At 43.1% G+C, this 18,331-nt stretch carries 17 protein-coding genes and 1 other annotated feature; of the genes, 14 read left to right on the top strand and 3 right to left on the bottom strand.

The window, feature by feature from the left end; all coding sequences use genetic code 11:
* Positions 1 to 168: 168 nt before the first annotated feature.
* Positions 169 to 375 carry a small acid-soluble spore protein SspI gene (gene sspI, locus ACFVSW_RS11830; RefSeq protein WP_387316049.1) on the bottom strand — a complete coding sequence of 69 codons (207 nt, stop codon included), beginning with the start codon at positions 373 to 375 and terminating at the stop codon, positions 169 to 171.
* A 114-nt stretch (positions 376 to 489) separates the two neighbouring features.
* Between sspI and ACFVSW_RS11825 the strand changes: the two genes are divergently transcribed.
* The 3 genes from ACFVSW_RS11825 (at position 490) to pheT (ending at position 5,125) form a co-directional block, all read left to right on the top strand.
* A complete protein-coding gene (locus ACFVSW_RS11825) occupies positions 490 to 1,239 on the top strand; it encodes a TrmH family RNA methyltransferase (protein WP_387316047.1) in 750 nt (249 codons plus the stop codon).
* A gap of 60 nt (positions 1,240 to 1,299) precedes the next feature.
* Positions 1,300 to 1,546, top strand: a binding site (T-box leader).
* Between the two features lie 114 nt (positions 1,547 to 1,660).
* The gene (gene pheS / locus ACFVSW_RS11820) at positions 1,661 to 2,698 is read left to right on the top strand and encodes a phenylalanine--tRNA ligase subunit alpha (RefSeq protein WP_387316045.1); all 1,038 of its coding nucleotides are present in this window, start codon (positions 1,661 to 1,663) and stop codon (positions 2,696 to 2,698) included.
* A gap of 12 nt (positions 2,699 to 2,710) precedes the next feature.
* Positions 2,711 to 5,125 (top strand): phenylalanine--tRNA ligase subunit beta, encoded by a 2,415-nt coding sequence (pheT, locus tag ACFVSW_RS11815; protein ID WP_387316043.1) that lies wholly within the window; start codon positions 2,711 to 2,713, stop codon positions 5,123 to 5,125.
* 94 nt (positions 5,126 to 5,219) lie between these two features.
* Here pheT and ACFVSW_RS11810 read toward each other — a convergent pair whose 3' ends face one another.
* Complete coding sequence (locus ACFVSW_RS11810; protein WP_387316041.1) at positions 5,220 to 5,510, bottom strand: 4a-hydroxytetrahydrobiopterin dehydratase; 291 nt, start codon at positions 5,508 to 5,510, stop codon at positions 5,220 to 5,222.
* 18 nt (positions 5,511 to 5,528) lie between these two features.
* Positions 5,529 to 6,530 carry a ribonuclease HIII gene (gene rnhC, locus ACFVSW_RS11805; protein ID WP_387316039.1) on the bottom strand — a complete coding sequence of 334 codons (1,002 nt, stop codon included), beginning with the start codon at positions 6,528 to 6,530 and terminating at the stop codon, positions 5,529 to 5,531.
* Positions 6,531 to 6,649: 119 nt separating this feature from the next.
* Here rnhC and zapA point away from each other — a divergent pair, with 119 nt between their 5' ends.
* The 11 genes from zapA (at position 6,650) to trxA (ending at position 18,225) form a co-directional block, all read left to right on the top strand.
* A complete protein-coding gene (gene zapA, locus ACFVSW_RS11800; protein WP_024029203.1) occupies positions 6,650 to 6,910 on the top strand; it encodes a cell division protein ZapA in 261 nt (86 codons plus the stop codon).
* Positions 6,911 to 6,916: 6 nt separating this feature from the next.
* Positions 6,917 to 7,438 (top strand): CvpA family protein, encoded by a 522-nt coding sequence (locus tag ACFVSW_RS11795; RefSeq protein ID WP_387316037.1) that lies wholly within the window; start codon positions 6,917 to 6,919, stop codon positions 7,436 to 7,438.
* A 105-nt stretch (positions 7,439 to 7,543) separates the two neighbouring features.
* Positions 7,544 to 9,259 (top strand): DNA polymerase/3'-5' exonuclease PolX, encoded by a 1,716-nt coding sequence (gene polX / locus ACFVSW_RS11790; protein WP_387316035.1) that lies wholly within the window; start codon positions 7,544 to 7,546, stop codon positions 9,257 to 9,259.
* A gap of 17 nt (positions 9,260 to 9,276) precedes the next feature.
* The gene (locus ACFVSW_RS11785) at positions 9,277 to 11,634 is read left to right on the top strand and encodes an endonuclease MutS2 (RefSeq protein ID WP_387316033.1); all 2,358 of its coding nucleotides are present in this window, start codon (positions 9,277 to 9,279) and stop codon (positions 11,632 to 11,634) included.
* Between the two features lie 18 nt (positions 11,635 to 11,652).
* Positions 11,653 to 12,060 (top strand): DUF350 domain-containing protein, encoded by a 408-nt coding sequence (locus tag ACFVSW_RS11780; RefSeq protein WP_066090667.1) that lies wholly within the window; start codon positions 11,653 to 11,655, stop codon positions 12,058 to 12,060.
* Positions 12,061 to 12,365: 305 nt separating this feature from the next.
* Entirely contained in the window at positions 12,366 to 14,072 is a 1,707-nt protein-coding gene (locus tag ACFVSW_RS11775) for an AMP-binding protein (RefSeq protein WP_387316030.1), read from the top strand.
* 186 nt (positions 14,073 to 14,258) lie between these two features.
* A complete protein-coding gene (locus ACFVSW_RS11770; protein ID WP_387316027.1) occupies positions 14,259 to 14,843 on the top strand; it encodes a fatty acid metabolism transcriptional regulator FadR in 585 nt (194 codons plus the stop codon).
* Between the two features lie 31 nt (positions 14,844 to 14,874).
* A complete protein-coding gene (locus tag ACFVSW_RS11765; protein WP_387316025.1) occupies positions 14,875 to 15,648 on the top strand; it encodes an enoyl-CoA hydratase in 774 nt (257 codons plus the stop codon).
* A 106-nt stretch (positions 15,649 to 15,754) separates the two neighbouring features.
* A complete protein-coding gene (locus ACFVSW_RS11760; protein WP_387316063.1) occupies positions 15,755 to 16,528 on the top strand; it encodes an electron transfer flavoprotein subunit beta/FixA family protein in 774 nt (257 codons plus the stop codon).
* Between the two features lie 44 nt (positions 16,529 to 16,572).
* Entirely contained in the window at positions 16,573 to 17,550 is a 978-nt protein-coding gene (locus tag ACFVSW_RS11755; RefSeq protein ID WP_387316023.1) for an electron transfer flavoprotein subunit alpha/FixB family protein, read from the top strand.
* Positions 17,551 to 17,910: 360 nt separating this feature from the next.
* The gene (trxA, locus tag ACFVSW_RS11750) at positions 17,911 to 18,225 is read left to right on the top strand and encodes a thioredoxin (protein ID WP_387316021.1); all 315 of its coding nucleotides are present in this window, start codon (positions 17,911 to 17,913) and stop codon (positions 18,223 to 18,225) included.
* The last annotated feature ends 106 nt before the right edge of the window (positions 18,226 to 18,331 follow it).

The following is an 18,331-nucleotide window of genomic DNA, read 5'->3' as shown; positions in this document are numbered from 1 at the left end:
GAGCCTCCTCGGCGCTAAAGCGCCTGCGGGGTCTCACCTGTCCCGCTGCTCCCGCAGGAGTCTCGCGCCTTCCACTCCAATCAACATTGTACTCAAAATCAACAATGTGCTTTAACACAGCCTATATAAAAAAAGCTGCCGATTGATGATGGCAGCTTAGGGAGATTTTTACTTTAACCCACTTTCAAGGGTTGAAAGCATTTCCTTTTTCTCTTCTTCAGATGAATTTTTCCAAATGACTTCAAATAATACACCGAGACCAGGGAGCATTTTTTCCTCCCCATTTTGAATCGCATCAACGATTGTATCCTCTAATTCATCTTGAGAATTACCAGTAACATTGTGAATAATCGCATTTCGTAAATTTAAGTTCATAACCCCACACTCCTTTTTATCCTGTCTTTCTTTAATATGTTTTCTATTTTTGGTTTTATTATGTATTATTGTTATGATAAAGTCAGGTGAGATTTTTAAAAAGGAGAACCAGTTTTGAAACATATAGAATCTGTCAATAATCCTAAGGTAAAACAATGGAAAAAGCTTTTAACGAAAAAGGAGCGGGATAAGTCGGGCACGTTTTTAGTTGAAGGCTTTCATTTAGTTGAGGAGGCAATCAAACAGGGAGAGCAAATTTCGGAAATTATCGTTTCTGAAAAAGTCGGCCTGCCGCCGCGCTGGGACTTAGGTTCCACGCAAGTAACAACAATAACGGAAGAGATTTCCGATTCATTATCTGACACTGAAGCACCGCAAGGAATTTATGCAGTTTGCCGCCAAGAGAATCCGCAAGCAGATGATGCAAAATCCTTGCTACTCATCGATGCCGTCCAGGATCCAGGAAATCTCGGTACGATGATTCGCACCGCTGATGCAGCCGGTATTGACGCCGTGATTGTCGGCCGCGGGAGCGTAGATATTTATAACTCTAAGGTGCTTAGGTCTGCTCAGGGAAGCCATTTTCACCTTCCAATTATCAGAGGCGACCTCCATGAATGGATGGACAAACTGCAAGAAAAAAATATTCCCGTTTACGGGACAGCACTTGAAGGGGCATCCGCTTATACTGATATTTCCAGCGGTGATTCTTTTGCATTGATTGTTGGAAATGAAGGAAACGGCGTCGGCAAAGATTTCCTTGCCAACACAACTGCCAATCTGTATATACCGATTTACGGCAAGAGTGAGTCGCTAAATGTAGCTGTTGCAACGGGAATCCTTCTCTATTATTTAAAAAAATAGGCGCAAACAAGTTTGACCTTTTACTGAAAATTATTGTATAATAGTGAACAATTAATTATTACAAAGACGATGACGGAGAAAAGTATCTTGTCTGTTGACCATTTAGGGAGAAAGTGCCGCGACTGAAAGCACTTTTATGGTTCGGACATGAGAAGTTCACCTCCTGAGTTGGCATCGGGACCATTTTTCTAAGAAGAATGTAAAGATGCACCGGCATAAGCCGTTATCCGAATGAAGCGAACACTTGTGTTTTATACATATCGTGTTTACAAGGGTGGTACCGCGAACTATAAACCTCGTCCCTTTCCAGGGATGGGGTTTTTTTGTTTTTCTTCGGTGCCTGACACCCTTTCTACTGCCTTTGTATTATTAATGGTGCCTGACACCAATCTAATCATTCAAAAAATAAGGAGGAATAGACATGCAAGAACGTTTGAAGGAATTGCAGGAAGAGGCTATTCAAAAGATTGATCAGTCTGCAAGCTTAAAAGAATTGAATGACATTCGCGTCGCCTACCTAGGAAAAAAGGGTCCAATCACCGAAGTGCTGCGCGGAATGGGCAAGCTTTCCGCTGAAGAGCGTCCAGTCATGGGGGCACTCGCCAACGAAGTCCGCGAAGCGATTGCCATGAAAATCGAAGCCAAACAAAAAGGGTTGGAAGAGGCTGCTGTCCTTGAAAAACTCGCGACTGAAAGTATTGATGTTACGCTTCCAGGACGCCCAGTGAAAGTAGGAAACCACCACCCGCTCACAAGGATTATTGAAGAAATTGAAGACTTATTTATTGGGATGGGTTACCATGTAGCCGAAGGTCCTGAGGTTGAGCAGGATTATTACAACTTTGAAGCACTTAATTTACCGAAAGGGCACCCTGCCCGCGATATGCAGGACTCCTTCTATATCACGGAGGAAATCCTTCTGCGCACACACACATCGCCAGTCCAAGCGCGGACGATGGAGAAGCATGAAGGCAAGGGTCCAATCAAAATTATTTGTCCGGGTAAAGTGTACCGCCGTGACAATGACGACGCGACACACTCCCACCAGTTCATGCAAATCGAAGGCCTTGTCGTTGGCGAGAATATTCGCATGAGCGACCTTAAAGGTACATTAGAAGTTTTTGCGAAAAAAATGTTTGGTGACGACCGCGAAATCCGCTTAAGACCTAGCTTTTTCCCGTTCACAGAACCGTCTGTTGAAATGGATATTTCTTGTAAAATTTGCGGGGGCAAGGGCTGCAGCGTTTGTAAGCAAACAGGCTGGATTGAAATTCTTGGGGCCGGCATGGTTCATCCAAACGTCCTTGAGATGGCTGGTTATGATTCGAAAAAATACACTGGCTTTGCCTTTGGGATGGGACCAGAGCGGATTGCGATGTTGAAATACGGTGTCGATGATATCAGACATTTCTATACTAACGATGTACGATTCTTACAACAGTTTTCGGTAGAAGAATAGGAGGTTGACAAAATGTTCGTTTCATATAAATGGCTCCAAGATTATATCGATTTATCTGGAGTAACAGCAGCTGAATTAGCTGAAAAAATTACCAAAAGCGGGATTGAAGTTGAGGGAGTAGAAATCCTTAACGAAGGTATTAAAGGTGTTGTTGTCGGTCATGTATTAGAACGGGAGCAGCACCCAAATGCCGATAAATTAAGTAAATGTCTTGTTGATGTCGGCGAAGAGCAGCCAGTGCAAATTATTTGCGGAGCACCGAATGTGGCGCAAGGACAAAAGGTTGCTGTAGCCAAAACTGGTGCCGTTTTACCGGGTAATTTTAAAATTAAACGGGCGAAGCTTCGCGGTGAGGAATCGAATGGAATGATTTGCTCCCTTACTGAGCTAGGAATGGAAGGCAAAGTTGTTCCGAAAGAATATTCCGAGGGTATCTTTGTTTTTCCAACAGATGCTGAGGTGGGCGTCGATGCCCTTGGCTTGTTAAATAGGGATGATGAGGTCCTTGAGCTTAGTTTGACGCCTAACCGCGCAGATTGCTTAAGCATGCTGGGTGTTGCTTATGAAGTGGCAGCAATTCTAGGCAGAGAGGTAAAAATTCCGGAAACTAGTTTAGAGCCAGTTGCTGAAAAAGCTTCTGATTACGTAAAAATTACTGTAGAAGCAGAAGAGGATAACCCATTATATGTGGCAAAAATGATTAAAAAAGTAAAAATCGGCCCCGCGCCACTATGGATGCAGACGCGCTTAATGTCAGCCGGTATCCGACCGCATAATAATGTTGTTGATATTACGAACTATATTTTATTAGAATATGGCCAGCCGCTTCATGCGTTTGACTATGACCGTTTAGGATCCAAAGAAATTCTTGTCCGCCGTGCTGCCGATGGCGAAAAATTTGTGACACTTGATGATGTGGAACGGACACTCACAACAGACCATCTTGTGATTACAAATGGAACCGAGCCAGTAGCCCTTGCCGGTGTAATGGGCGGAGCAAATTCAGAGGTAACTTCCGACACAACGACAGTTTTATTAGAATCAGCTTATTTTAAAGGGGCTGCCGTAAGAAAAGCATCGAAAGACCACGGTTTAAGAAGTGAGGCAAGCGCCCGGTTTGAAAAAGGCGTTGATCCAAACCGCGTTCGTGCAGCTGGCGAACGTGCGGCATATTTAATGGCGAAGTATGCCGGCGGTGAAGTTTTAGAAGGAGCTGCTGAGGCTGATACACTTACAGTTGAACCAGCAGTAGTTTCGATTACGCTTGAAAAAATCAACCGTGTCCTTGGAACAGAGTTAGTGATGAAGGATATTAAAGAAATCTTTGACCGCCTGCAATTCGCAGTTTCTATCGAGGAAGATACGATTACAGTTACGGCACCAACGCGCCGCGGTGATATTAAAATTGAAGAAGATTTATTGGAAGAGGTTGCGCGCCTTTACGGGTATGATAATATTCCGAAGACATTGCCGATTGGTTCATCCACTCCAGGCAGATTGTCAGACTACCAGAGGAAGCGTCGTGAAGTCCGTCAATACCTTGAGGGTGCAGGCTTGTACCAGGCTGTAACGTACTCATTAACAAGTGAAGAAAAAGCTACCCAATTTGCCCTAGAAAAAGGCGATACAATTCGTTTAGCAATGCCAATGAGCGAAGAGCGCAGTATTCTTCGTTTAAGCATTATGCCGCAGCTATTGGAAGTCCTTAAATACAATAGTGCACGCCAAAACGATAGCTTGGCCGTTTATGAAACAGGTTCGGTATTCTTATCAAATGGGGATGAGGCACTACCTGTTGAGAGAGAGCATTTAGCGGGAGCGGTTACTGGCTTGTGGCATAGCCATTCATGGCAAGGGGAGAAGAAGGCGGTTGACTTCTTCGTTGTTAAAGGGATTTTAGAAGGAATGTTTGCAAAGCTTGGTCTTGTGGAGCGAGTAGAATATGTTCAGGTACAGTTAGATGGCATGCATCCTGGCCGTACCGCAGAAGTCCGCTTGAATGGTGAAAAAATCGGCTTCGTCGGTCAAGTACACCCAAGCATCCAAAAAGAGCTTGATTTAAAAGACACCTACGTATTCGAACTATCACTAAAAGCAGTCCTTGAAGCAGAGGCATCAGTATTACAATACGAAACCATCCCACGCTTCCCATCCATCACAAGAGACATTGCCCTTGTGGTAAACAGAGAAACGGTGTCAGGCACCTTATGGGAAATTATAGTAAATGAAGGGGCTCCGCTTCTGAAGGAAGCTGAAGTATTTGATTTATATGAGGGAGACAAGATGGAAGCAGGCAAGAAGTCGATTGCTTTCTCATTAAAATATGCTGACCCTGTACGTACTTTAACGGATGAAGAGGTTACCAAGGTTCATGAACGTGTACTAAGTGCTTTACAAGAAAAGGCCGGTGCAGTGTTAAGAGGTTAATTTTTAAAGGCTGGCTCGAAACTTGTATTTCGGGCTGGCTTTTTCTTTAAAAAGAGGCTGTCTTGCAACTAACTTGCAGGGCAGCCTCTTTATGTTACATTTTCCCATAAATTTCATCATACATTTTCGCCAAGGCGACATCCAAATCAGTTAATCCCCCTGCATTCCAGGAAGTCAGCCGGAGTGTCACCAATTTATAGTCAATAGCGATAAACGGGTGATGATTTTTTTCTTCGGAAAGCTCGGCAATCTCATTAACGAACGCTACACCCTTTAAAAATTCCCGAAAACGATATTTTTTTACAATAAATTTACCGTCTAATTTCCAGCCCGTTAATTCAGCAACAGCTGTCGTTATTTCCGCATCACTGAGTCTATTCACCACTAAAAACCCCTCCATACCCTATTTACGTTTTTTATTGACAAGCGCCAGTGCCTTATCGGTATTGGCGAAGTGAAGCTTTACAAACGAAGGTAGAATGTCTCGTCCCTTATTTACAATCAACTTGGCAGCCGCGACATCAACCTGTGCCCCGGCGCCTTTCGGAATCTTAAAGCCCGCGGCCTCGCCAAGCTTATCAATATATTGAATAAAAGCATATCGGGCGAGAATGCTGGCCGCCGCGACCGCCAGATGAATGCCTTCCGCTTTCGTGCTAAAATAAACATTTTCTTTTGCAATCGCTTTTTGGTTTTTTAAATGTTGAAAATAAGTACTCGCTTGGACAAATTGATCAATAAGAATCACTTCCGGCTTCTCTGGTGAAATTTTTCCTAACACATTTAAAATTGCCTGGTTATGAAGAACAGCCTTCATCTTTCCTTGGGACCAACCTGCTTGCTGCACTTGATTGTATTTATCATTTTTCAGTGTCATCAGGCTGAAGGGAACGACATCCTTGATAACCTTGGCAATCGCCACGATTTTTTCATCGCCTAAATCCTTCGAATCTCGGACACCTAATTCTTTTAATAATGGAATGTGTTCCTTTTTTACATAAGCCGCAACAACAGTAATCGGCCCGAAAAAATCACCCGTTCCGACTTCATCTGATCCGATGGCGGACATCCCGCCGATACCTATGGGCAGGTCGCCCTTCGCCGCAGATTTTCCTTTGGCAGCGGCGGGCTTTTTAGCAGTCACTCCGGCACCGCCAGCGCCCCTGGCACCACCGCCTCGAGCATCACCTGCGCCACCACCAGCGCCGCCCCATTTCCCTGCCTCTTTTTCACAATCATTCCCTTGGAATAGAACTTTCCCAGATTTATAAGCTGTGACCATACAGGCAGGAGTTTTCGCGGCGAACACACTTCCTGGTGGATTTTTATCGACTAACTGTTTACTGTAATAATCGTGCATTTTCATGATTTCGGCCATTCCCAGATTAATTACCACATTTCCCACTATAAAAACACCACATTTCTACTAAAATATATCCGACTCACTTAAATAGGTTTGACTTTTCCACATCCATACGTTCGTGTTATGATATAGAGTAGGATTCTTTGAAGGGAGCATTTACTTTGTCAAAAACAGAAAAAAATAGAACCACCGTTGATATTTACGGACAGCATTACGTCATAATGGGAACGGAAAGCTCGAGTCATATTCGGCTTGTTGCCGCGTTAGTTGACGATAAAATGCGTGAAATCAATTCTAAGAATCCAGCTCTTGACGTCAGTAAACTTGCTGTATTAACAGCGGTAAATGCTGTCAATGATTATATTAAACTAAAGGATCAATTAGAACGACTGCAAGCAGAACTACAAAAGGAAAAGGACTAAAAAATTATGTTTGATTTAATTATTATCATACTTTTAATCATGGGATTCTTTGTCGGCCTTAAAAGAGGCTTTATCCTCCAGCTTGTACATTTAACAAGTTTTATTATTGCATATATTGTTGCCTATTTATACTACGATCAACTGGCGCCAAAGCTAATTCTTTGGATACCTTACCCGAAGTTTAGCGAAGGGACAACATTAAAATTATTAACAGACTCTACTGATGTAGAAACGGCCTTCTACCGGGCAATTGCCTTTGTGATAATCTTTTTTGCTGTTAAGATTTTATTCCAAATCATCGGTTCCATGCTTGATTTTATTGCGCATTTACCTGTACTAAAGCAGTTGAATGTATGGGCTGGCGGCTTGTTCGGTTTTTGTGAAGTCTACTTAATTATTTTTATTGTATTATATATTGCTGCCTTAATTCCAATCGAAATGATTCAGACTCATTTGGACCATTCTGTATTGGCAAAGGCAATTGTCAATCACACGCCAATCCTTTCACAGCAAATCAAAGGCCTGTGAAAAGTATATTCAGCTGCTTGAACTTCTCCTTAGCAGAGAAGTTTTTCTTTTTTAACCTTAATAAGATAAAATGAAGATGCTAAACTTCGGGGGAAGGTGGATATTATGGCAATCAATAAAAGGGAATTAATTCGTTTATTAGAAACGGTTGCGATTTATATGGAATTAAAAGGAGAGAACCCATTTAAGGTTTCGGCTTTTCGCAAGGCAGCTAATGCTCTTGAAATCGATGAACGCAGCTTAGAGGACATTGAGGACTATACCAGTATTTCGGGAATCGGCAAAGGGACAGCTGCCGTAATTGATGAATACATAAAGGAAGGATCTTCCTCGGTATTAAAAGAACTGAAGGAAGAAGTCCCTGCTGGATTGATTCCGTTACTGCAGCTGCCGGGTCTTGGCGGCAAGAAAATCGCCAAACTATACAAGGAATTAGAAATTATCGATGTTTCCAGTTTAAAGGCAGCCTGTGAGGCAGGGAAGGTACAAGCACTCGCTGGTTTTGGCAAAAAAACCGAAGAGAAAATCTTAAGTGCCATCGCCAGCGTTGGTTCAAGACCTGACAGGCTCCCAATTGCCTATATGCTGCCGATAGCAGACCAAATAGAAGCACAGCTTGCTGTGATACCGGAGATTAACCGTTTTTCACGGGCAGGCAGTCTAAGAAGAATGCGCGAGACCATTAAAGACCTTGATTTTATTATTGCGACCGACAACACTGATCGAGTTCGCGAGCAGCTGCTCCAATTGCCTGATATCAAAGAAGTGATTGGTGCCGGTGATACTAAGGTTTCCATTGTTCTAGGCTATGAATTTGATATCTCCGTCGATTTCCGGCTTGTGAGACCAGAGGAATTTATTACAACCTTACACCATTTTACTGGTTCAAAGGAACATAATGTCCGGATGCGGCAGCTTGCCAAGGAACGCGGCGAAAAAATCAGCGAGTATGGTGTGGAGGACGTGGAGTCTGGGGAAATCCGTACATTCACTTCAGAAGAGGAATTTTTCAAGCATTTTGACCTTCCATTTATTCCTCCGGAAATCAGAGAGGACGGGAAAGAGGTAGAAATGTTCAGCGCCAATGAGGAATTTATCAAGCTTGAAGATATTAAAGGCGATCTGCATATGCACACTACCTGGAGCGATGGAGTTCATACAATTGAAGAAATGGTGGAAGCGTGCCGGAACCGCGGTTATCAATACATGGCGATCACCGACCATTCACAATATCTTAAGGTGGCAAATGGACTCACACGCGAGCGGCTTTTGAAACAGGGAGAGGAAATCAAGAATTTGAATAAAAAATATGATGATATCCTCATCCTTCGCGGTGTTGAAATGGACATATTACCTGATGGCACCTTGGATTATGATGATGAAATACTTGCTGACATGGATTTCGTCATCGCTTCGATTCATTCAGCATTTACCCAATCAAGAGAAAAGATTATGGAGCGGCTTAAGTCAGCCTTAACCAATGCACATGTCGATTTAATTGCCCATCCAACTGGCAGAAAAATCGGCCGCCGTGAAGGCTATGATGTTGACATCGATTTGCTTATCCAGCTGGCAAAGGAAACGAATACCGCGTTAGAATTAAATGCCAACCCGAACCGGCTTGACCTAGCGGCCGAATATTTAAGGAAAGCGCAAGAGGCCGGTGTTAAGATTCTCATCAATACGGACGCCCACAAATTGGATACCTTAAAGCATATGGAAATTGGCGTTTCCACTGCTAAAAAGGGCTGGATTAGAAAATCATCGGTGCTAAATGCGCTTGATAAAAATGACTTACTTGAATTTTTGCATAATAGATAAGAGGAGGTTTTAACTCCATGCAAGATAGAGTTCTAAAGGTATTAGAATTTACAAAAGTGAGAGAGCAGCTGTTAGAACATGCCGCATCTTCACTTGGCAAGGACAAAATCAAACACCTGGTGCCATCCACTGATTTTGCAGAAGTGGTCAAGCTTCAAGCAGAAACAGATGAGGCAGCGACGGTTTTTCGGATAAAACCAACGATCCCGCTCGCAGGGATTCATGATATCCGTGCTCATATTAAGCGTTCGGTCATTGGCGGAGTTCTCAGTCCGCACGAACTCGTCCAAATTGCAAGTACAATCCATGCCAGCCGGCAGATGAAGCGATTTATCGAGGATATTGCAGCGGAAAGAACGGAACTTCCGATTTTATTAGAACAAGTAGCGCAAATCATTCCGCTCACGAACCTTGAACAAGCAATTAAACTGGCCATTGATGAAAGCGGCGAGGTGCTAGATAGTGCCAGTGAGCTATTGCGCTCATTAAGACATCAGCTAAGGACCAATGAATCACGCGTCCGTGAAAAGCTTGAGAGCATGATTCGTTCCTCTAATGCTAGTAAAATGCTGTCCGATGCGATTGTCACGATTCGAAATGATCGCTTTGTGATTCCTGTCAAACAGGAGTACCGTGGTCACTACGGCGGAATTATTCATGACCAGAGTGCATCAGGACAAACTTTATTTATTGAACCGCAAGTGATTGTTCAGCTAAATAATCAATTACAGGATATTCGTGTCAAGGAACAGCTTGAAATTGAAAGAATTCTCACCGAGCTTTCGGCCCATGCTGCGGAGCATGAAGGCGAACTTCAAGTTATCGTCGCTGTCTTAGCGAATTTAGACTTTATTTTTGCTAAAGCAAGATATGGAAAAAAAATCAAAGCAACGATGCCGGTGATGAATAATGAGGGTAGAATTGCGCTATATAAAGCACGGCATCCGTTAATTCCTATCGATGAAGTTGTTGCCAACGATATTATGCTCGGGAAAGAGTTTACCACGATTGTCATTACCGGACCTAATACGGGCGGGAAAACGGTCACCTTAAAAACACTGGGTTTGTGCTCGTTAATGGCTCAAGCAGGATTGCAGGTGCCGGCGTATGACGGTTCAGAACTTGCTGTCTTTGATGCGGTTTATGCCGATATTGGCGACGAGCAATCGATTGAACAGAGCTTAAGTACGTTTTCGTCCCATATGGTCAATATTGTTGAGATCTTAAACCATGTCGATTTCAACAGCCTTGTCCTTTTTGATGAGCTGGGTGCCGGGACCGATCCGCAGGAAGGAGCGGCATTGGCGATTTCGATTTTAGATGAAGTCCACAATCGGGGCGCACGGGTTATCGCGACAACTCACTATCCGGAATTAAAAGCGTATGGCTATAATCGCGAAGGGGTGTTGAACGCCAGCGTCGAGTTTGATGTTGAGACATTAAGCCCGACTTATAAGCTGCTCTTAGGGGTACCTGGTCGGAGTAATGCCTTTGAAATTTCGAAACGCTTAGGCTTAAATGATCGGGTTATTCAGTCAGCCCGTTCACATGTAAGCGAGGATACGAATCAAATCGATAACATGATTGCATCATTAGAAGCGAGTAAGCGCCAGGCAGAAATTGAGCATCAAGAAGCCAGAGATTATTTAAAGTCTGCTGAGATGCTTCATCAAGACTTGCAAAAGCAAATGATGGAATTTTACGAGAAAAAAGATGCGATGCTGGAAAAGGCTGCTGAAAAAGCAGCTGACCTCGTGGATGAGGCTAAACAAGAGGCGGAGCAGGTTATTCGTGATCTGCGCAAAATGAGAACCGAAAAACATGCTGAAATTAAGGAACATGAATTAATTGATGCTAGGAGGCGCTTGGAAGAAGCGGCGCCGGAAATCCAAAAATCCGTAAAGCTGGCTAATAAGAAAGCCAAGAAACAAGCGTATATGCCGGGAGATGAAGTCAAGGTACTTACGTTTGACCAAAAAGGAACGCTTGTCGAACGAGTGTCTGCAAATGAATGGCAGGTTCAAATCGGCATTTTGAAAATGAAGGTAAAAGAAAAAGATATGGAATATATGAGTACGCCGAAACAAGTGGAAACAAAGCCGATGTCAATTGTCCATGGGCGCGATTCCATTGTTAAACTGGAGCTTGACCTGCGCGGCGAAAGGTATGAAAATGCACTTCTAAAAGTAGAAAAATATATTGACGATGCCCTGCTTTCCAATTATCCTCGTGTTTCCATTATCCATGGGAAAGGTACTGGCGCGTTAAGACAGGGAGTTCAGGAATATTTAAGAAACCATCGTTCCGTTAAGAAAATTCGTTTTGGAGAAGCCGGAGAAGGTGGTTCAGGGGTAACCATCGTAGAATTTAAATAATGTCCGGGGAGATAAGCTATGGATCAGTTTTGGGAGAACGAATACATTCAAATCGCGGCCTATTATAGTGTTGTCATTTTATGTATGATTGTCTTTTTAGCCGTTTTTGAAGCGGTAACCAAATATAAAAATTGGGAAGAGATAAAAAAAGGGAATTTAGCCGTGGCGATGGCCACCGGTGGAAAAATATTTGGCGTCGCCAATATATTCCGCCATACCATTGCCCTTCACGATTCGTTACTGACAATGGTTGGCTGGGGGATATATGGATTTATCCTGTTATTAACCGGCTATTTTATCTTTGAATTTTTAACGCCAAAGTTTAAGATTGACGATGAAATCCAAAATGATAATCGGGCAGTAGGTTTGATTTCAATGGTCATTTCCATTGGTTTATCTTATGTGATTGGTGCAGGAATTTCGTAAGGGGAGAATAGACTGTGGAGACTTTAGCTAAGGTACTTCTTGGATTATGTGGCTTGTTTTTGCTGATTGGAATCGTATATATGATATTTTTTGCCTAATGGAAAAATCATCGCTGGAATTATTCAGTGGTGATTTTTTATTTGGAAAAATGGCGGAGAGCCGCATGTATTACTCATAGCAAATTCCTTTCCTCGCGTGGTTTGGGAGTTGAAACTGGGGTTTCCATTTTGTGAAATACTGTACTATAATAGAGGTGGTTGTTGGAATTTTTTAAATAATTTAATAAAGAAAAAAGGGAGGTTTGTATGTTGGAGTCGAAACCATGGCTGGACGTATATCCAAAAGAAATTCCTGCCACACTTGAATACTCCTCAGAACCAGTACAGAACTGCTTACAGAAATCAGCTGAGAATTTTCCAGAAAAAAGTGCCATTCATTTTATGGGGAAGGAATGGACCTATAAACAACTTTACAAAGATGCTTTAAATTTTGCCGGCTATTTGCAAGGAACCCTTGGTATTGCAAAAGGCGACCGTGTCGCCATCATGCTTCCGAATACACCGCAGGCGGTCATCAGCTATTTTGGTATTTTGATAGCCGGCGGGATTGTCGTCCAAACCAATCCACTGTATACGGAGCGTGAACTTGAGTATCAAATGAAGGATTCCGGAGCAAAAGCCATCATCACCTTAGATATCCTCTACCCGCGTGTTTCTAAAGTAATGCCGAAAACGGAATTACAGCATATCATTGTCACTGCCATCAAAGACTATCTGCCGTTCCCAAAAAATCTCGTATATCCTTTCATCCAGAAAAAACAATATGGAATTCTTGTTAAAGTAAAGCATGAAGGAAACATCCATCTGCTAACGAAAATATTAACTAGCAGTCCACAAAAAGTAACCGCATACAATTTCGATGCCGAGGAAGATGTGGCCTTACTGCAATATACAGGCGGTACGACCGGTTCTCCGAAGGGTGTCATGTTAACCCACAAAAATTTAATCGCCAACACAGAAATGATTGAGAAGTGGCTATACAAATGCAAACCAGGGGAAGGATCTGTGCTCGGAATCATTCCTTTTTTCCATGTTTACGGGATGACAACGGTCATGATATTGTCGATTAAGATGGCCTATCGAATGATTCTGCTGCCGAAATTTGATGCGCTGACCACGTTAAAAACAATCGAAAAACAGCGCCCAACTCTATTTCCCGGTGCACCTACGATTTATATTGGCTTGTTAAACCATCCGGATTTGAAAAAATATGACCTTTCATCGATAGAAGCTTGTATAAGCGGTTCGGCCCCGCTCCCGATTGAAGTCCAGCAAAAGTTCGAGGAAGTTACCGGCGGTCAGCTTGTTGAAGGTTACGGATTAACAGAAGCCTCACCAGTCACCCATTCCAACTTCCTGTGGGACGCTCCGAAAGTAAAAGGCAGCATCGGTGTTCCATACCCTGATACGGATGCCTTGATACTAACGATGGATAATGGGGAGCCGATACCTGTAGGGGAAATTGGTGAAATTGTCGTAAAAGGACCGCAGATTATGAAAGGCTACTGGAATCGCCCGGAAGAAACCAAGGAAGTCCTCCGCGACGGCTGGCTGTATACTGGTGACCTTGGCTATATGGATGAACAGGGATATTTTTATGTCGTCGACCGCAAAAAGGATATGATTATTGCTGGCGGCTTTAATATTTATCCTCGAGAAATCGAAGAAGTATTGTATGAGCATCCGGATGTCCTTGAGGCAGTCGCTGCCGGCATACCTGATCCATACCGCGGTGAAACAGTGAAGGCATATATTGTTTTAAAAGAAGGCTCGAGGATTACCGTTGATGAAATAAACGAATACGCAAGAGAATATCTGGCAGCCTACAAAGCGCCGCGGCTATATGAATTTAGGCCAGAATTACCAAAAACCGCTGTTGGAAAAATTTTAAGGAGAATGCTTGTGGATGAAGAAATCCAAAAAATAGAGGAAGAAAGCAAAAAGCACGCCTAATCAATTTTTTTTGCGGACAAAGGCTTGTCTAATTGAAAAATTTGCAATATTATGAAGAAGTACTTTCAGAATTTCTTGACAGAAATAACTTTAAAAACTATTATTAAAATATGAATGATGATTCATTCATATTTTTCTTTTTTATTTTTAGATTATTAAGTTCATCACTTCAAAGGGGGGATAGCATTGAAAAATATGAAGCCAAAATACATGCAGATTATTGATGCTGCAGTAATTGTAATCGCTGAAAATGGCTACCATCAGGCACAAGTATCAAAAATTGCTAAACAGGCAGGAGTGGCTGACGGTACGATTTACTTGTATTTTAAAAACAAAGAAGACATTCTTATCTCCCTCTTTGAAGAAAAAATGGGGAACTTTATTGAAGAAATAGATCAAATGATAGCAGGAAAAGGGACGGCGATAGAGAAGTTATTAATGATGGTCGAAGCTCATTTCAGCCTGCTTTCAGCGGACCACCACCTAGCCATCGTCACGCAATTAGAACTGCGCCAATCGAACAAGGAGTTACGGCTCCGAATTAACGATGTGCTCAAAGGCTACTTAAAGGTGATTGATAAGATTATTATCGAAGGCATTGAATCTGGAGAGTTTTCAAACGACCTCGATGTTCGACTTGCCCGGCAAATGATCTTCGGTACGATTGATGAAACCGCAACATCCTGGGTGATGAATGAGGAGAAATATGATCTCGCAAAGCTGGCTTCCCCAGTCCATCGTCTTTTGGTTAATGGATTTAGAAGCCGCTAGCACTTGAAAATTAAGTAGAGGGGGAGTTTAATTGGAATACTTAAAATGGTCTAGTAAGGATAATATCGCGACAATTACGCTTCAGCGTCCTCCGGCAAATGCCCTTTCATCTGGTGTTCTAAGGGAAGTGTCTGCAGTCCTTGATGAAATTGAACCGAATCGTGACATCCGGGTCGTTGTCATTCATGGCGAAGGGCGCTTTTTCTCGGCTGGTGCGGATATTAAAGAATTTACCACGGTTACCTCGTCTGAAGGTTTTGCCAATCTTGGTAAGTATGGACAAGATTTGTTTGACCGCATGGAGAAATTTCCAAAGCCAATTATTGCGGCGATTCATGGGGCTGCCCTTGGCGGCGGATTGGAGCTCGCAATGGCTTGTCACATCCGCCTTGTCAGCGAAACCGCGAAACTTGGCCTTCCGGAGCTGCAGCTTGGGTTAATCCCTGGATTCGCCGGCACGCAGCGTCTGCCGAAATATGTTGGCACTGCCAGAGCAGCGGAAATGCTGTTCACCTCTGAACCTATCACTGGAGTAGAGGCAGTTCAATACGGTTTAGCCAATCATGCCTATCCAGAAGCAGAAGTATTGGAGCAAGCCCATAAACTGGCTGCTAAAATTGCCAAGAAAAGTCCCGGCTCAATTCGGGCTGCTATTCAACTATTAAACTATGCGAAAACGGCCGAGTTTTACGAAGGGATGAAAAAGGAAGCGGAGCTGTTTGGCGAAGTATTCGTCTCGGCTGACGCGAAAGAAGGCATCCAAGCTTTTATGGAAAAAAGACAGCCTCACTTTAAAGGTGAATAAACTTACCTTAGCGGATTGACCGCAAAAGGTTTGTTTTTACTTTAAATTTTCCCAATCTTTCAAACTGAGCGAATGCTCGAAATTATATTAGGAGGGGACCATGACCATGAATATTTTTGTATTAATGAAAAGAACTTTTGATACCGAAGAAAAGATTGTCCTTAAAGGTGGAAGAATCAATGAGGATGGTGCTGAATTTATCATCAACCCATATGACGAATATGCGATTGAAGAAGCAATCCAAGTCCGCGATGCCAATGGCGGCGAAGTAACAGTGGTTTCTGTTGGCGGCGAAGAAACGGAAAAGCAGCTTCGGACCGCACTGGCAATGGGTGCAGATAAAGCCGTTCTCATAAATACAGAAGACGATGTTGAAAATGCTGACCAATTCACGACAGCAAAAATTCTCGGAGAATTTTTAAAGGATAAGGATGCTGATTTAATCATAGGCGGAAATGTTGCCATAGATGGCGGAACAGGACAGGTTGGCCCGCGTGTTGCCGAACTGCTTAACATTCCTTACGTGACTACGATTACCAAGCTTGAAATTAATGGCAGCAGCGTAACGGTCACTCGTGACGTTGAAGGGGATTCTGAAATCATTGAAACAAGCCTGCCGCTATTAGTAACGGCACAGCAAGGCCTGAACGAGCCGCGCTATCCTTCATTACCGGGAATTATGAAAGCGAAGAAAAAGCCGCTTGCTGAATTAGAATTAGACGATCTTGATCTTGAAGAAGATGAGGTTGAGGCAAAAACGAAAACAATCGAGATTTATTTACCGCCTAAAAAAGAAGCTGGAAAGGTTTTGACCGGGGATCTAAATGATCAGGTTAAAGAACTAGTTCAACTTCTTCATACGGAAGCAAAAGTAATCTAATCGTTTTTTTTTCAAAAATTTGTTCTTTCAGGAGGTAATCATACATGTCAAGAAAAGTATTGGTATTAGGTGAAGTTCGTGACGGTTCACTAAGAAATGTATCATTTGAAGCAATTGCTGCGGCAAAAACAATTGCAGAGGGCGGAGAAGTAGTCGGTGTTTTAGCTGGCGAAGCTGTAAGCGCTTTAGGTGCAGAATTGGTACAATATGGAGCAGACCGTGTTGTTGTTATAGAAAATGAAAAATTAAAGCAATATACTTCCGATGGTTTTGCCCAAGCGTTACTAGCTGTGGTTGACCAAGAAAAACCGGAAGGGCTGGTAGCAGGTCATACTGCGCTCGGAAAAGACCTCGCACCAAGAATTGCCGGCAAGCTTTCATCAGGACTCATTTCTGATGCAGTTGCCGTTGAAGCGGCAGGCGGCAATATCGTCTTTACAAGACCAATTTATTCCGGTAAAGCATTTGAAAAGAAAATTGTCACCGACGGGTTAATTTTTGCGACGGTCCGTCCAAATAATATTGCGCCATTAGCGAAGGATGAAAGCAGAAGCGGTGAGGTTGCCTCCCTTTCCGTTGACATCAAAGACCTGCGCGCCATCATTAAAGAAGTAGTAAGAAAAGCGAGTGAAGGCGTGGATTTAAGTGAGGCAAAAGTGGTTATCTCCGGCGGCCGCGGCGTGAAGAGTGCAGAAGGATTTGAACCGCTAAAAGAATTAGCAAATGTTTTAGGCGGGGCTGTAGGTGCTTCCCGTGGTGCTTGTGACGCCGATTATTGTGATTACTCCCTGCAAATTGGCCAAACCGGTAAAGTAGTTACACCAGACCTTTACATTGCCTGTGGAATTTCCGGCGCGATTCAGCATTTAGCCGGCATGTCCAACTCCAAAGTAATCGTCGCCATCAATAAAGATCCTGAAGCAAACATCTTTAAAATTGCGGATTACGGAATCGTCGGTGACTTATTCGAAGTGGTGCCGTTATTAACGGAAGAGTTTAAAAAGCTAAAAGTACATTCTTAATACTTAGGGTGAAGCGAGCGGCTGTTGTTCCACTCGCTTCAATAATTTTTGGCTGTGTTAAAGCACATTGTTGATTTTGAGCACAATGTTGATTGGAGTGGAAGGCGCGAGACTCCTGCGGGAGCAGCGGGACAGGTGAGACCCCGCAGGCGTTATAGCGCCGAGGAGGCTCACCGCCCGCCCCGCTCACCGCTCGCGCCTGGAACGGAAATCAACATTCACTTTTAACAGAGCCTAATTTTTAAGAATACTTAGGAAAAAACAAGGGGAAAATGACGAGAGAGCAATTTATTAGCGTGATTTTCCAATCAATGCTATACTTTCCGTAGTATTTCAGTATTTATTAGGAGGTAAATTTAAATGACTATTTCACACTTAACAGATCAAAACTTTTCTGCTGAAACAGGTTCAGGTCTTGTACTTGTAGATTTCTGGGCGCCTTGGTGCGGACCTTGTAAAATGATCGCTCCCGTTCTTGAAGAACTTGACGCAGAAATGGGCGATAAAGTAAAAATCACGAAACTTGATGTCGATGACAACCCGCAAACAGCGGCTAATTTCGGTGTCATGAGCATTCCAACCTTGTTGGTAATGAAAAATGGCGAAGTCGTTGATAAAGTAGTCGGCTTCCAGCCAAAAGATGCATTAGCAAGCGTATTAGAAAAGCACGTATAAACATTTGAAACATCAAAAAACCTTAGCTGGAACTTCTCCCGCTAAGGTTTTTTATTTTTGCAGAAGGGTTGTTGTGTCACGTAGATCGGCCCTATGTTACCGAAAA

The sequence above is a fragment of the Neobacillus sp. NPDC058068 genome, assembly GCF_042885335.1.
GTDB lineage: Bacteria > Bacillota > Bacilli > Bacillales > Cytobacillaceae > Neobacillus.
Note: the sequence above shows the minus strand (reverse complement) of the source record. Positions and strands in the feature narration are given on the sequence as shown.